This window comes from Xanthomonas albilineans (genome assembly GCF_009931595.1).
Classification (GTDB): Bacteria; Pseudomonadota; Gammaproteobacteria; order Xanthomonadales; family Xanthomonadaceae; genus Xanthomonas_A; species Xanthomonas_A albilineans.
On record NZ_CP046570.1, the window covers coordinates 3,632,094 to 3,647,500 of the forward strand.

A 15,407-nucleotide genomic window follows, 5' to 3' on the forward strand; every position below is an offset into this window, starting at 1 on the left:
CTAGCGCGACGCCAACCCGCGTTCACGTCGGCGACAGCGGCGGCATACAGAGCCAGATGGCGTACCAGTGCGTCAACGCGCCACCGAGCACATGCGCGTGCCAGATCGCGCGGTTGTACAGCATCGATTTGCGCACGTAGAACGCGACGCCTATCGTGTAAATCGCGCCACCGATGGCGATCAGCCACAACACGGTGCTGTCCAGCTCCGCCATGATCGGTTTGGCCGCCGCCATTCCGGCCCAGCCCAACAGCATGTAGATCGCTACCCAGAAACCCTTGGCGAGGCCGGGCAGAAACAGTTTGGCGAACACGCCCAATAACGCCACACCCCATACCGCCAGCGTCATCGACCAGACCCAGGCACCGGACAGGGTCAGTACGAAGAGCGGCGTGTAGGAGCCAGCGATCATCACGAAGATGCCCGCGTGATCGAACTTGCGCAGCAACGGTTGACGCAGCGGAGGGGCGAAGTTGTACGCCGCCGAGCAGGCGAACATGGTCAGCAACCCCAATGCATACACGCAGGTGGCAAGCAGCAAGACGTCGTTAGCATGCGCGCGCCAGACCAGCAGCGCGCCGCCAACGCTGGCCAGCAACAGGCCGGCGGCATGCACGATCAGGTCGGCACGGCGCGCGGCGGCGGTGCGATAGTGCGGGACGGAAGCGGAAGCCGATACGGACAAGAGGATCTTCGGCGCGCCCAGAGGCAGCGCCGCAATGCTGAAGGGATGCATAGGATACGCGCCCCGCCCTGGCACACAGCACCGCGAGGCCGGACCGGCGCGGCATCCGCACAACGACCGAGCACGCCGCGCGCTGCGCGTTCGAGATCTGCGCCACGTCGGCATGCAACCTGGTGTCGATACACACGGTCAACCACCACAGGCCAGCGCCTATGGTTGGGATCACTTGTCGATGGCGTAAAACGTGTCGAGTACGTCGATGGATCGCCTGTTGCCTGCTGACGAGGGACGGCGCTCGCTGCCCTCGTGCTCAAGGTTCTTTTCCCATTGACGTACTTACTCTCTCAGCTTGCGCGCATAGGCCTTAAGCTCGGAGGGCGTCACCCACCGTGCTCCTGCCAGAAGGAGGCTTCGACCGGTGTGCGGAACGTGCCATCTTCCTTGCGTCTCACGCACTGAGACGCACTCCTGGTGTCCTGTGACGCTTTGGAGTTCCCTCATGGTCTACGCGCTCGCACCACGCACCGAGGACGCCGAGCGCGCCCTCTCCACCAACGGTGGGTTGCCTTCGCGCGACGGCGTGCTGCTGAGCATGCGATTGCAACAGCGCTACGCCGATCGCATCACCGGTCGCTTCACGATCCCCGGCCATGCCGGCCGCTATGCGCCGATTCCCGACGCCGTGCCGCCGGCGCTGGCCGCCGCGTTGCGCGCACGCGGCATCCAACAGCTTTACAGCCACCAGGCCGAAGCGTGGGAGGCCGCGCAACGCGGCGCGCACGTGGCCATCGTGACGCCGACCGCGTCGGGCAAATCGCTGTGCTATACATTGCCGGTGGTGGCCGCGGCGATGACCGCGCAGGCCAAGGCGCTGTACCTGTTCCCGACCAAGGCGCTGGCGCAGGACCAAGTCGCCGAACTGCTGGATCTCAACCGCGTCGGCACGCTGGGAGTGAAGGCGTTTACTTTTGACGGCGACACCCCAGGCGATGCGCGTCAGGCGATCCGTCTGCACGGCGACATCGTGGTCAGCAATCCGGACATGCTGCACCAGGCGATCCTGCCACACCACACAAAATGGGCACAATTCTTCGAGAACCTGCGCTACGTGGTGATCGACGAAATCCACAGCTATCGTGGTGTGTTCGGCAGCCACGTCGCCAATGTGTTGCGCCGGCTCAAGCGCATCTGCGCGTTCTATGGAACCAGGCCACAGTTCATTTTGTGCTCGGCCACCATTGGCAATCCGCGCGCGCACGCCGAGGCACTGATCGAGCAGCGCGTGCATGCGATCACCGATTCCGGCGCTCCCACCGGCGACAAACATGTATTGCTGTGGAACCCGCCGGTGGTCAATCCCGACCTGGGCCTGCGTGCTTCGGCACGCTCGCAGAGCAACCGCATCGCGCGCATCGCGATCAAGTCCGGGCTGAAGACCCTGGTGTTCGCGCAGAGCAGGCTGATGGTGGAAGTGCTGACCAAATACCTCAAAGACATCTTCGACCACGATCCGCGCAAACCGCCACGCATCCGCGCCTACCGCGGTGGCTACCTGCCAAGCGAACGCCGCGAAGCCGAGCGCGCCATGCGCGCTGGCAGTATCGACGGCATCGTCTCCACCTCGGCGCTGGAGTTGGGCGTGGACATCGGCGCGCTGGACGTAGTGGTGCTCAACGGCTACCCCGGCAGCGTCGCCGCCACCTGGCAGCGCTTCGGCCGCGCGGGCCGCCGCCAGCAAGCCGCGCTGGGCGTGCTGGTGGCCAGTTCGCAACCGTTGGACCAGTACGTGGTGCGGCATCCGGATTTCTTCGCCGACGCCTCGCCAGAACACGCACGCATCGCACCGAACCAGCCGCTGATCCTGTTCGACCACATTCGTTGCGCCGCTTTCGAGTTGACCTTCGTTGCCGGCGAGGCGTTCGGGCCGGTAGATCCGAGCGTGTTTCTAGAGGCGCTGGCCGAAAACGACGTGGTGCATCGGGAAGGCGAGCGCTGGGAATGGATCGCCGACAGCTATCCGGCCAACGCGGTCAGCCTGCGCTCGGTGGCCGACGGTAACTTCGTGGTCGTGGACAGAACCGACGGCAAGCAACAGATCATCGCCGAAGTGGACTACTCGGCCGCCGCGCTCACCCTATACGAAGGCGCCATCCATATGGTGCAGAGCACCCCGTACCAAGTGGAGAAACTGGACTGGGAAGGACGCAAAGCCTACGTCACTCGCACCCACGTGGACTACTACACCGACAGCATCGACTTCACCAAACTCAACGTGCTGGATCGCTTCGACAGCACCGCTGCCGGACGCGGCGACGCACACCATGGCGAAGTGCACGTGGTGCGTCGCGTGGCCGGCTACAAGAAAATCCGCTACTACACTCACGAGAACATCGGCTACGGTCCGGTGAACCTGCCCGACCAGGAACTGCACACCACCGCGATGTGGTGGCAGGTGCCGCAAGCCATCTTGCTCAACGCGTTCGCCTCCAAGCAGGACGCGCTGGATGGCTTTCTCGGCGCAGCCTACGCGCTGCACGTGGTCGCCACGGTGGCGGTGATGGCCGACGCGCGCGACCTGCAAAAGGCGGTGGGCGATGGCAACGGCGCCTGGTTCGCCGTGGCCGATGGCAAAGGCCGCGGCCAGGTGCGCAGCGGCGACAACGGCGACCCGTCCAACATCGAACTGCAACAGTTCGTGCCCACGGTGTATCTGTACGACAACGCCCCCGGCGGCGTGGGCCTGAGCGAACCGCTATGGGAACGCCAGGCGGAACTGGTGCAGCGTGCGCGCGAATTGGTGCAAGGGTGCGACTGCGCGGCCGGCTGCCCGGCCTGCGTGGGCCCAGTGCTGGCCGCACAGGAGGCCGACACGACGACACCCAGAACACTGGCGCAGCAGGTACTGCAGTTGCTGCTGGACAACACGGCAGTGGATGCCGGCGACACCATCGAGGACGGCACCGATACGCTGCCGGAGTGGAGCGCATGAACATCGGCCTGGACCGCTTGCGCACACTGCGCAGGCAGGCCGGCGCGGCAAACGTGGAGCCGCCGCGTGCGCGGTTGTCGGAGCCCGCTGGCAGCGCTAGCACCGGCAAGGCGCCTGCGGCACCCGTCGCCGGGCCAGCAACCGCACATGACGTCAGGTCCGCACGATCACCCGCAGCAGCAGCCGATACGCAGGTGCCTGCGCCACGCGCGCATGGCAGCGCCGCCGAGGTCGCCGAAGCACCGCCCATCGCCATCGCTCCATTCGAACGCGGCAGCCGCGATATCACAGCGCTGCGACGTCTACTCGACCTGCGTGAACGCAAGGTCGTCCCCGCCACCGCCGCACCGCGCAGGTCGTCGGGAACGCTGGACCGCCACCTGCCCGGCGTGGAAATCGCGCCTGGACTGCACCTGATCGAGTCGTTCCTGCCGCAGCCCATCCCTCGTATCGCGCTGTCGCTGGCCTTCGCCCGGCGCGAGGACGCGGTGGACCCGGCGAACCTGCTGTTCTTCGACACCGAGACCACTGGCCTGACCGGCGGCACCGGCACCCGCGCCTTCATGATCGGCGCAGCCGATTGGAGCCTGCACCCAGCCGATGGCCCAGGCCTGCGCATACGCCAATTGCTGATGGCAAAGATGGGCGCCGAGAAAGCGATGCTGGAGACATTCGGCACCTGGCTGACCCCGACCACGGTGTTGTCCAGCTACAACGGGCGCAGCTACGACGCGCCACTGCTGAAAACCCGCTACCGGCTGGCGCGCTGCGCCGATCCGCTGTCGGCACTGGATCACTTGGATCTGCTGCATCCCACCCGGCGTCGCTATCGCGGCACCTGGGAGAACTGCAAACTCGCTACGATCGAACGGCAATTGCTGCGCATCGTGCGCGAGGACGATCTGCCTGGTTCACAAGCGCCCGCGGCGTGGCTGCGCTATCTGCGCGGCGGTAGCGCACTTGACCTGCGCCGCGTCGCCGCGCATAACCATCAGGATGTGGCAACGCTGGCGCTGCTGCTGCAACGCCTGGTCGCCACCGAGACCGAAACGCGGTCGACAGCCGGTCTCCCACTGCCTTAGCGAGCGGTGCATCGTCAGACGACGCAGCGTGGAAGCAGTGCGGCGACTGCATCCGCCGACCCGCATCGCGGCGGGTCACTTGCAGATCGCGATTGGCCTTGAGGCAGATCGTACCCGGATCAAACCGGCGCGGCGGGTCACTCGGCCGGACCGATCGTGCGGGGGCCATTTGGGCATGGCGGTGGAACCGGGCCCGTGTCCGCACGGCAGCACGGCAGCACGGCAGCACGGCAGCACGCGGCCATGGTGAGACGCATCCGGATTTCGGATTGTCGACGACGTCGCCGCAAGACCACCGCAAACGCCGGTTAACGCGCGGCGAACGCCACGTGTCCGATGCTGCTGCCGTTATGCTGTCCATTCCTTACATTGTCTCCATCCATCAGGAACTTCGATGAGTACATCCCTTTCCTCCCGTGCGTCCACGCGTGCTGGCTTGCTCGGCATCTCTTGCATGGCACTGGCCCTGGCCGCCTGCAACGCGCCGCCGCCGGACGAACAGGAACAGGTGACCGCCAAGGCCCAGGCCGCCGCGCAACAGGCGGCGGCGCCGGACCCGGCCAGCGCGCCGGAGGCGCCGCCTGTGGGAAGCTGCGATGCCTCGCAGGCACAAGGCCTAGTGGGTCAGGCCGCCGAACCGGCGCTGCTCGATCAGGCCCGCAGCGACACCGGCGCCAAAAGCATGCGCGTGCTCAAGCCGAATCAACCAGTGACCATGGAATTCAACGGCGAACGCCTCAATATCGAGGTCGATGCCAAGAACCAGATCACCGGCGTGCGCTGCGGTTAAGCCGCCTGTTCAGACACCGCCACGGCGACGGCAGGGTCGTCGCCAATCCCGAGGTTGCAGTTGCAACTTTATATTGCGGCACCGCATCAACTGTGGTTTAGTCGATGTTCCGGTGACCTCAAGAAGCGCTCCATGCCAGAGCGGGGGCGAGTGTCGCCGCGTTCTTTCGGATCGCTTTCAGAGGCAGACATGGCCCCCCTCAACCACCACGGGCTCTATGACCCACAAGACGAGCGCGACGCCTGTGGTTTCGGCATGGTCGCGCAGCTCGACGACCAACCCTCGCGGACCTTGGTGGACACCGCCATCGCGGCGCTGTCGCGAATGACCCACCGCGGCGGCGTCGCCGCAGATGGCCTGACCGGCGACGGTTGCGGCCTGCTGATCCGCAAACCCGAGGTATTCCTGCGCGCGCTGGCCAGCGAGGCCGGCATCGCCATCGGCGACCACTTCGCCACCGGCCTGGTGTTCCTGCCGCGCGCCGATGCAAACGCCGCCGCACACTGCCGTCAGGTGCTGGAAGAAGAATTGCGCCGCGTCGGCGCACCGCCATGCGGCTGGCGGATTCCGCCGACCGACGACGCGGTGTGCGGGCAGTTGGCCAAGGACACCTTGCCGCGGATCGAACAGATCTTCGTCAATGCCAGCGACGAGCAGAGTACGGACGCCTTCGCCGTGGCCCTGTTCCTGGCGCGCCGCCGCGCCGAGCAGCGCCTGCGCGAGGTCGCCGATTTCTACGTGACCACACTCTCGCCCGACAGCATCAGCTACAAGGGCATGGTGCTGCCAGACAAGCTCAGCGCGTTTTATCTGGATTTGCAGCGTAGCGACCTGGCCTCCAGCGCCATCGTGTTCCATCAGCGCTTCTCAACCAACACCCTGCCGCGCTGGCCACTGGCGCATCCGTTCCGCTTGCTGGCGCACAACGGGGAAATCAACACCATCGAAGGCAACCGTCGTTGGGCACAGGCGCGCAGCAAGGTGTGGAAGACGCCGCGCTTCGACATCGCCGAATTCGACCCGGTGATTTCGATGCACGGCTCCGATTCGCAGAGCCTGGACAACATGCTCGAACTGCTGGTCGCTGGCGGCATGGATCTACTGCAGGCACTGCGCATCCTGATGCCACCGGCGAGCCAGTCGCTGGAGTTCAAGGATGCCGATCTGGCCGCGTTCTACGAGTTCCATGGGCTCAACGCCGAGCCGTGGGACGGTCCGGCGGGCATCGTCGCCTGCGACGGCCGCTACGCGGCGTGCATGCTCGACCGCAATGGACTGCGCCCGGCACGCTGGATGCTGACCTCCGACCGTCATTTCCTCGTCGCCTCCGAGGCCGGCGTGTGGGAACTGCCGGCCGAGCGCATCACCCGCAAAGGCAAGCTCGGCCCCGGCGAGATGATGGCCATCGACCTCAAGCGCGGCGACCTGCTCGACTCCGATGCGATCGACCGCATCAACCGCGGCCGTGCCCCATACAAGCAGTGGTTGCAACAAGGCGTGACCTATCTGCAGACCGAGCTGATCGATCCGTCGTTGGTCGAGGAACCGTTCGACGAGCGCACCCTGCGCAGCTACCACAAGCTGTTCCAGCTCAGCACCGAGGAAGTGGAACAGGTCCTGCGACCGTTGGCCGAGACCGAACAGGAAGCGACCGGCTCGATGGGCGACGACACCCCGATGGCGGTGCTCAGCCGCCACACCCGACCACTGTACGACTACTTCCGCCAGGCATTCGCGCAAGTCACCAACCCGCCCATCGATCCACTGCGGGAAGACTGTGTGATGTCGTTGACCACCCAGCTCGGCAGAGAGACCAACATTTTTCATACCGGTCCGGAGACGGTGAACCACGTCATCCTCAACTCGCCGGTGCTCAGCCAGCGCAAGCTGCGCCAGCTACTGAAGATGGAGCAGTACCAGCAGCACAACGCGCAGATCGACCTGTCATACAGCGTCGAGGAAGGGCTTGAAGCCGGGTTGAGGCGCATCTGCGCCGAGGCCGAGCAGGCCGCGCGCAACGGTAAAATCCTGCTGTTGCTGACCGACCGCTATCCGGTGCCGGAACGGCCGATGGCGCATGCACTGCTAGCCACCGGTGCGGTGCACCACCATCTCTCGCGCATCGGCCTGCGCTGCGACGTCAACCTGATCATCGAGACCGGCACCGCACGCGACCCGCACCACATGGCCTGCTTGTTGGGCTTCGGCGCCACGGCGGTGTATCCGTACCTGGCCTATCAAACGCTGTTCGACCTAGGCCGGCGCGGCATCCTGCTGCTGAAGAGCGACGGCGAACAAACCCAGATCGGCCGCAAGTACCGCAGGGGCATCTACAAGGGCCTGTCCAAGATCATCTCCAAGATGGGCATCTGCACGATCGCCAGCTATCGCGGCGCGCAGTTGTTCGAGATCGTCGGGCTGGACCCAGACGTGGTGGCGCTGTGCTTCCCGGAGACGAGCGCGCGCATCGGCGGGGTCGGTCTGGCGCGCCTGGACACCGAGGCACGGCAACTGGCCGCGCGCGCCTGGAACGACCTGCTCAAGCCAGAAGTGGGTGGCCTGCTCAAATACGTCCACGGCGGCGAGTACCACATGTACAACCCCGACGTGGTGCTGACCCTGCAACGCGCCACCCGCACCGGCACGCAGGCCGACTGGGCCGCGTATACCGCCGCAGTGCATGGGCGCCCAGCCTCGGCGTTGCGCGACCTGCTACAACTCAAGCGCGCCGAGACACCGACCCCGCTGGATCAAGTCGCCCCGGCCGAAGACCTGCTGCGACGTTTCGACACCGCCGCGATCAGCCTGGGCGCCCTGTCGCCGGAAGCGCACGAAGCGTTGGCGATCGCCATGAACCGACTCGGCGGGCGCAGCAATTCCGGCGAAGGCGGCGAGGATCCAGCGCGCTACGGCACCGAGAAACGCTCCAAGATCAAACAAGTGGCTTCCGGTCGCTTCGGCGTCACCCCCGAGTATCTGGTCAACGCCGAAGTGCTGCAGATCAAGATCGCACAGGGCGCCAAACCCGGCGAAGGCGGTCAACTGCCCGGCCACAAGGTCAACGAACTGATCGCGCGGCTGCGCTATGCGCGGCCCGGCATCGGCCTGATTTCGCCGCCGCCGCATCACGACATCTATTCGATCGAAGACCTGGCCCAGCTGATCTACGACCTCAAGCAGGTCAATCCGACCGCGCTGGTGTCGGTCAAGCTGGTCAGCCATGCGGGCGTGGGCACCATCGCCGCGGGTGTGGTCAAGGCAGGTGCCGACCTGATCACCGTGTCGGGCCACGACGGCGGCACCGGCGCCAGCCCGGTCAGCTCGATCCGCTACGCCGGCGTGCCGTGGGAACTGGGCGTGGCCGAGTCGCACCAGGCGCTAGTGGCCAACAATCTGCGTGCGCGCACCATTCTGCAAACCGACGGTGGCCTGAAAACCGGCCTGGACGTGGTCAAGGCGGCGATCCTGGGCGCGGACAGCTTCGGCTTCGGTACCGGGCCGATGATCGTGCTCGGCTGCAAGTACCTGCGCATCTGCCACCTCAACAACTGCGCCACCGGCGTTGCGACCCAGGACGAGCGCCTGCGCGCCAACCACTTCGTCGGCCTACCCGAACGCGTGGAGAATTTCTTCCGCCTGCTTGCCGAGGAAGTGCGGCAGTGGCTGTCGTACCTGGGCGTGCGTTCGCTCGACGACATCGTCGGTCGCACCGAGTTGCTGGAACAACTGCAGGTGTCGCCGCGCGAGGGCGTGCGTGTGGATCTGTCGCGGCTGCTCAAGGACATGCACCATGACGGTGGCCATTGCGCCGCGCAACGGCTGTACGAATCGCCGGACAGCCTGGCCACGCAGATGGACGGCCTGCTCGCCGACGCCATCGCGCACAAGCGCGGCGGCGAACACCGCTTCCTGATCCACAACACCGACCGCTCGATCGGCGCACGCCTATCCGGCACCATCGCCCGCACCCACGGCAACCATGGCATGGACGATGCGCCGCTGACCCTGCGCTTCCGTGGTTCGGCCGGGCAGAGCTTCGGCGCGTTCAACGCCGGCGGCCTGCATCTGGAATTGGAAGGCGAGGCCAACGACTACGTCGGCAAGGGCATGGCCGGCGGTCGCCTAGTGGTGCGGCCCCCACGCGGCGCGCGCTTCGAGGCGCGCAGCACCGCGATCATCGGCAATACCTGCCTATACGGCGCGACCGGCGGGGAACTGTTCGCCGCCGGTCGCGCTGGCGAGCGCTTCGCGGTGCGCAACTCCGGCGCGCTGGCGGTGATCGAAGGCGCCGGCGACCATTGCTGCGAATACATGACCGACGGCATCGTGCTAGTGCTGGGCAAGGTCGGGCTGAACTTCGGTGCCGGCTTCACCGGCGGCCTGGCCTACGTCCTCGATGTGGACCGCGATTTCGTCGACCGCTACAACCACGAACTGATCGACATCCATCGCATCTCCGCCGAAGGCTTCGAACGCCATCGCCAGCACCTGCACAAACTGATCAGCCGTCACCGCGAACTGACCGGCAGCATCTGGGCGCAGCAGATTCTCGACGAGTTCCGCGACTACGTCGGCAAGTTCTGGCTGGTCAAACCCAAGGCCGCCAGCATCGAGTCGCTGACCGAATCGCTGCGCCGCGCCGCCTGAGCGTCCACGCGCCGGCTGCCCCGCAATACGCCACGCTTTACGAGATCTTTCCATGAGCCGCAAGCAAGCTTTCCAGTTCCTCGACCTGCCCCGGCAGATGCCGCAACGCATCCCGGTGGAATTGCGCACCTCCGGCGACTGGAACGAGCTATACGGCAAGTTCGACAAGGCCGACGCGCAGTACCAGGCCGGGCGTTGCCTGGATTGCGGCAACCCCTACTGCAGCTGGAAATGCCCGGTGCACAACGCCATCCCGCAATGGCTGCAACTGGTGCAGGAAAACCGCATCGAAGAAGCCGCGGCGCTGTGCCACAGCACCAATCCGCTGCCGGAAGTGTGCGGTCGGGTGTGTCCGCAGGATCGTCTATGCGAAGGCAGTTGCACGCTGGAGGAATTCGGTGCGGTGACCATCGGCGCGGTGGAGAAGTACATCGTCGACACCGCGCTGCAAAACGGCTGGCGCCCGGATCTGAGCCAGGTCCAAGCGACCGACAAGCGCGTGGCCGTCATCGGCGCCGGTCCCGCCGGGCTGAGCTGCGCCGATCGCCTGGCACGTGCCGGCATCCAGGCAATGGTGTACGACCGCTACGAGCAAATCGGTGGCCTGCTGCAATTCGGTATCCCCAGCTTCAAACTCGACAAGAGCGTGATCGGCAAGCGCCGCGAGGTCCTCGAAGGCATGGGCGTGCAATTCCGCCTGGGCGTGGAGATCGGCCGCGACATCCGTCTGGAACACCTGCTCGACGAGTACGACGCGGTGTTCCTCGGCACCGGCGCCTACCGCTACACCGACGGCGGCCTGCCCGGCCAGGAGTTGCCCGGCGTGCTGCCAGCGCTGCCATTTTTGGTGCAGAACAGCCGCATCGTTGGCGGCAATGATCCCTGGGGCCGACCAATCGCCGGCTGGGAAGACAAGATCGCACTGCCGGACCTCAGCGGCAAACGCGTGGTGGTCCTGGGCGGCGGCGATACCGGCATGGACTGCGTGCGCAGTGCGATCCGCTTGGGTGCGAACAAGGTCACCTGCGCCTACCGCCGCGACGAAGCCAACATGCCCGGCTCCGCGCGCGAAGTGGCCAACGCACGCGAAGAAGGCGTGCGCTTCCTGTTCAACCGTCAACCGCTGGCGGTGGAAGCCAATGCCGCCGGCAATGTCGCAGGCGTGCGCGTAGTGCAAACCCGGCTCGGCGAACCGGATGCGCATGGGCGTCAGGCCGCCGTGCCGGTGGAAGGCAGCGAATCGGTACTGGAAGCGGACGTGGTCATCATCGCCTTCGGTTTTTCGCCCAGTGTTCCGGAGTGGCTGGCCGCACACGGCGTGGAGGGCAGCGCCAACGGCCGGATTCTTGCCGGCGGCGACGACCGCCTGCCATACCAGACCAGCAACCCCAAACTGTTCGCCGGCGGCGATGCCGTGCGTGGTGCCGACTTGGTCGTGACCGCCGTGGCCGAGGGCCGCGATGCGGCCGCCAGCATCGTCCAGTGGATCGGCAGCCACCTGTCAGTGGCCCGCGATGCCGCAGCCTGAGCGCAACGCATAGCAACATCCGAAAATGCCCGCGCTGCGGCCGTCAGTGCATAGGTCATCGCTAGGCCAATGCAGAGCTGCACGGTGCCCACCGTTTCCGGCAGGGACAAGGCGCCGGTACACAGGACGATTGAGTCTGCACTGTCATCCGGCGCAGACTATCGTCTCTCTATCCAACACGGATCGATGCATGCGCCTGGGCTTGGCCGCCAACCGATTACACCACGAGGGCGAGGACGCGGCCCTGTTCCGCTGGTTGCGTACCTGCGAGACCGGCATCCGCGAACTGCAGCTCGGCCTGCATGCTGTCGGCCGTACCCACGACGCAATCGTGCGCGCCGGCCTGCTGTCCCACTATGCAGGACTCAAGCGTTATCCGTTAGGTCGCGAAGGCGGGTTGATGAAACTGGTCGCCGAAGTGGTCGGGCTGGAAGGCACACAACGCACGCTTGACGGAGCGATTTATCTCATCGACCCCGTCGATCCGTCGTCGATCTTTCCCGAGGCGATTGCACTCAAGCGTCAATGCGTGATCCACGCCAAGCCCTTCATCTCCACCGTCGCCAGCGCTCGCGACTGGATCGAGATGGAGCGCATACATGCCGGACTGGCCGCAGACCCCGGTGCCGACGACCTGCACAGGCTGGAACAGCATACGCTGGCACTGATCGCGCACGACGCGATGAAACCACAGATGATCGCCTTCGCCAGCGAGCATTTCGATCTGCTGTCGCGCTTCGCTAACCGCGTCGCCACTGGTACCACAGGCCAACAGCTCAACGAATTAGCCTGGAGCCGTGGCTGGCCACAGGGCCAGGACTGGGTGCAGCGCTACCAAAGCGGTCCGATGGGCGGCGACGCACAGATCGCAGATCGTGTCCTGGAGGGGCGCTGCCACCGTGCGATCTTCTTCGAAGACCCGCATGTAGCCCGTCAGCACGAAGCAGACATACAGTTACTGGAGCGGGCGGTGGCGACGGTAAGTGATATAGCGGTGTGCATGAGTTCGCCATTGGTTGCTGGCCGGTGGGCTTCGGCAGCGCAAAAGCGAGCAGGCAGCGGTTGAGGAGAGAGATTGGCTGGGACAGTGCTTGGGGATTCGTGTTCAAGCACGTGTCTTATCAGCATTGTGGAGCGTTTGGCTTTTGATGGTGCAATAAAAAATCCCCGTCTTTTAGGGACGGGGATTAGGGGTGAAGCCCCTGGCGATGACCTACTCTCGCATGGCTTGAGCCACACTACCATCGGCGCAGCTGCGTTTCACTTCCGAGTTCGGGATGGGATCGGGTGGTTCCACAGCGCTAATTTCACCAGGGAGACGGTTGGAGTGTCGCCGTTGTCGTTCGGTACTGTTTTTATGGGTACCGAGGACGGGATGGCGCCAGCCTCTCATGGGGTGTGATGTAGCGAGCGATTGTGAAGCATTCGACGTGTGTCGTGCTAAGGAATGCTTTGGAAGCACCTTGAGGTTATATGGTCAAGCCGCACGGATCATTAGTATCAGTTAGCTCAATGCATTGCTGCACTTACACACCTGACCTATCAACCACGTAGTCTACATGGTTCCTTTAGGGGACTTGTGTCCCGGGAGATCTCATCTTGAGGCGCGCTTCCCGCTTAGATGCTTTCAGCGGTTATCGCTTCCGAACATAGCTACCCGGCAATGCCACTGGCGTGACAACCGGAACACCAGAGGTTCGTCCACTCCGGTCCTCTCGTACTAGGAGCAGCCCCTCTCAAATCTCCAACGCCCATGGCAGATAGGGACCGAACTGTCTCACGACGTTCTGAACCCAGCTCGCGTACCACTTTAAATGGCGAACAGCCATACCCTTGGGACCGACTACAGCCCCAGGATGTGATGAGCCGACATCGAGGTGCCAAACACCGCCGTCGATATGAACTCTTGGGCGGTATCAGCCTGTTATCCCCGGAGTACCTTTTATCCGTTGAGCGATGGCCCTTCCATACAGAACCACCGGATCACTAAGACCTACTTTCGTACCTGCTTGATCCGTCGATCTTGCAGTCAAGCACGCTTATGCCTTTGCACACAGTGCGCGATGTCCGACCGCGCTGAGCGTACCTTCGTGCTCCTCCGTTACTCTTTAGGAGGAGACCGCCCCAGTCAAACTACCCACCATACACGGTCCCCGATCCGGATTACGGACCTAGGTTAGAACGTCAAGCACGACAGGGTGGTATTTCAAGGATGGCTCCACCACAGCTAGCGCCATGGTTTCATAGCCTCCCACCTATCCTACACAGACGAACTCAACGTTCAGTGTAAAGCTATAGTAAAGGTTCACGGGGTCTTTCCGTCTTGCCACGGGAACGCTGCATCTTCACAGCGATTTCAATTTCACTGAGTCTCGGGTGGAGACAGCGCCGCTGTCGTTACGCCATTCGTGCAGGTCGGAACTTACCCGACAAGGAATTTCGCTACCTTAGGACCGTTATAGTTACGGCCGCCGTTTACTGGGGCTTCGATCAAGAGCTTCGCCTTGCGGCTGACCCCATCAATTAACCTTCCAGCACCGGGCAGGCGTCACACCCTATACGTCCACTTTCGTGTTTGCAGAGTGCTGTGTTTTTGATAAACAGTCGCAGCGGCCTGGTTTCTGCGACCCTCTTCAGCTATAGCTCGCACGAGCCACCAAAAAGGGTGCACCTTCTCCCGAAGTTACGGTGCCATGTTGCCTAGTTCCTTCACCCGAGTTCTCTCAAGCGCCTGAGAATTCTCATCCTACCCACCTGTGTCGGTTTACGGTACGGTCTGCGTAAGCTGAAGCTTAGGAGCTTTTCCTGGAAGCGTGGTATCAGTGACTTCGTCTCAAAGACTCGTCTCGGTGCTCGGTCTTAAAGGACCCCGGATTTGCCAAGGATCCAAACCTACCGCCTTTCCCCGGGACAACCAACGCCCGGTACACCTAACCTTCTCCGTCCCTCCATCGCACTTACGCGAGGTGCAGGAATATTAACCTGCTTCCCATCGACTACGGCTTTCGCCCTCGCCTTAGGGGCCGACTCACCCTGCGCCGATTAACGTTGCGCAAGGAAACCTTGGGCTTTCGGCGTGCGGGTTTTTCACCCGCATTATCGTTACTCATGTCAGCATTCGCACTTCCGATACCTCCAGCAGACTTCTCAATCCACCTTCGCAGGCTTACGGAACGCTCCTCTACCGCGCATCGCTTAACGCGATGCACCCCAAGCTTCGGTTCACTGCTTAGCCCCGTTAAATCTTCCGCGCAGACCGACTCGACCAGTGAGCTATTACGCTTTCTTTAAAGGGTGGCTGCTTCTAAGCCAACCTCCTGGCTGTCTATGCCTTTCCACATCGTTTTCCACTTAGCAGTGAATTTGGGACCTTAGCTGTGGGTCTGGGTTGTTTCCCTTTTCACGACGGACGTTAGCACCCGCCGTGTGTCTCCCATACAGTCCGTCTCGGTATTCGGAGTTTGCAATGGTTTGGTAAGTCGCGATGACCCCCTAGCCATAACAGTGCTCTACCCCCGAGAGGATACATATGAGGCGCTACCTAAATAGCTTTCGAGGAGAACCAGCTATCTCCGGGTTCGATTAGCTTTTCACTCCTAATCACACCTCATCCCCTACCTTTGCAACGGGAGTGGGTTCGGGCCTCCAGTCAGTGTTACCTGACCTTCACCCTGGGCATGACTAGA

At 63.7% G+C, this 15,407-nt stretch carries 7 protein-coding genes and 2 rRNA genes (1 of these 9 only partly in view); 6 read left to right on the top strand and 3 right to left on the bottom strand.

Annotation, left to right across the window (positions count from 1 at the left end; translation table 11 throughout):
* Positions 1-22: 22 nt before the first annotated feature.
* Positions 23-685, bottom strand: a complete 663-nt coding sequence (gene trhA / locus XaFJ1_RS15250) for a PAQR family membrane homeostasis protein TrhA (protein WP_012917583.1) — start codon at positions 683-685, stop codon at positions 23-25.
* A 499-nt stretch (positions 686-1,184) separates the two neighbouring features.
* Here trhA and XaFJ1_RS15255 point away from each other — a divergent pair, with 499 nt between their 5' ends.
* From XaFJ1_RS15255 to XaFJ1_RS15280, 6 genes are all read left to right on the top strand, one after another.
* Positions 1,185-3,674 carry a DEAD/DEAH box helicase gene (locus XaFJ1_RS15255; protein ID WP_012917584.1) on the top strand — a complete coding sequence of 830 codons (2,490 nt, stop codon included), beginning with the start codon at positions 1,185-1,187 and terminating at the stop codon, positions 3,672-3,674.
* Positions 3,671-4,756, top strand: coding sequence for a ribonuclease H-like domain-containing protein (locus tag XaFJ1_RS15260; protein WP_012917585.1), 1,086 nt, complete (start codon positions 3,671-3,673; stop codon positions 4,754-4,756). The genes XaFJ1_RS15255 and XaFJ1_RS15260 overlap by 4 nt, the downstream gene beginning before the upstream one ends.
* 394 nt (positions 4,757-5,150) lie before the next feature.
* Positions 5,151-5,546 (top strand): I78 family peptidase inhibitor, encoded by a 396-nt coding sequence (locus tag XaFJ1_RS15265; RefSeq protein ID WP_012917586.1) that lies wholly within the window; start codon positions 5,151-5,153, stop codon positions 5,544-5,546.
* 189 nt (positions 5,547-5,735) lie between these two features.
* A complete protein-coding gene (gene gltB, locus XaFJ1_RS15270; RefSeq protein ID WP_012917587.1) occupies positions 5,736-10,193 on the top strand; it encodes a glutamate synthase large subunit in 4,458 nt (1,485 codons plus the stop codon).
* 52 nt (positions 10,194-10,245) lie between these two features.
* Positions 10,246-11,721 (top strand): FAD-dependent oxidoreductase, encoded by a 1,476-nt coding sequence (locus XaFJ1_RS15275; protein ID WP_012917588.1) that lies wholly within the window; start codon positions 10,246-10,248, stop codon positions 11,719-11,721.
* Positions 11,722-11,911: 190 nt separating this feature from the next.
* Positions 11,912-12,787 carry a methylglyoxal synthase gene (locus XaFJ1_RS15280; protein WP_012917589.1) on the top strand — a complete coding sequence of 292 codons (876 nt, stop codon included), beginning with the start codon at positions 11,912-11,914 and terminating at the stop codon, positions 12,785-12,787.
* Between the two features lie 134 nt (positions 12,788-12,921).
* On the opposite strand, the gene rrf is transcribed toward XaFJ1_RS15280, so the two are convergent.
* Positions 12,922-13,036 (bottom strand): 5S ribosomal RNA (gene rrf / locus XaFJ1_RS15285).
* 158 nt (positions 13,037-13,194) lie between these two features.
* Positions 13,195-15,407, bottom strand: a 23S ribosomal RNA gene (locus XaFJ1_RS15290); it runs 667 nt beyond the window's last position.

What these genes read in the sequence shown, in the direction of transcription:
- XaFJ1_RS15255 (WP_012917584.1), top strand. Translation starts at nt 1,185, where the DNA reads ATGGTCTACGCGCTCGCACCACGCACCGAGGACGCCGAGCGCGCCCTC.
- XaFJ1_RS15260 (WP_012917585.1), top strand. Translation starts at nt 3,671, where the DNA reads ATGAACATCGGCCTGGACCGCTTGCGCACACTGCGCAGGCAGGCCGGC.
- XaFJ1_RS15265 (WP_012917586.1), top strand. Translation starts at nt 5,151, where the DNA reads ATGAGTACATCCCTTTCCTCCCGTGCGTCCACGCGTGCTGGCTTGCTC.
- gltB (WP_012917587.1), top strand. Translation starts at nt 5,736, where the DNA reads ATGGCCCCCCTCAACCACCACGGGCTCTATGACCCACAAGACGAGCGC.
- XaFJ1_RS15275 (WP_012917588.1), top strand. Translation starts at nt 10,246, where the DNA reads ATGAGCCGCAAGCAAGCTTTCCAGTTCCTCGACCTGCCCCGGCAGATG.
- XaFJ1_RS15280 (WP_012917589.1), top strand. Translation starts at nt 11,912, where the DNA reads ATGCGCCTGGGCTTGGCCGCCAACCGATTACACCACGAGGGCGAGGAC.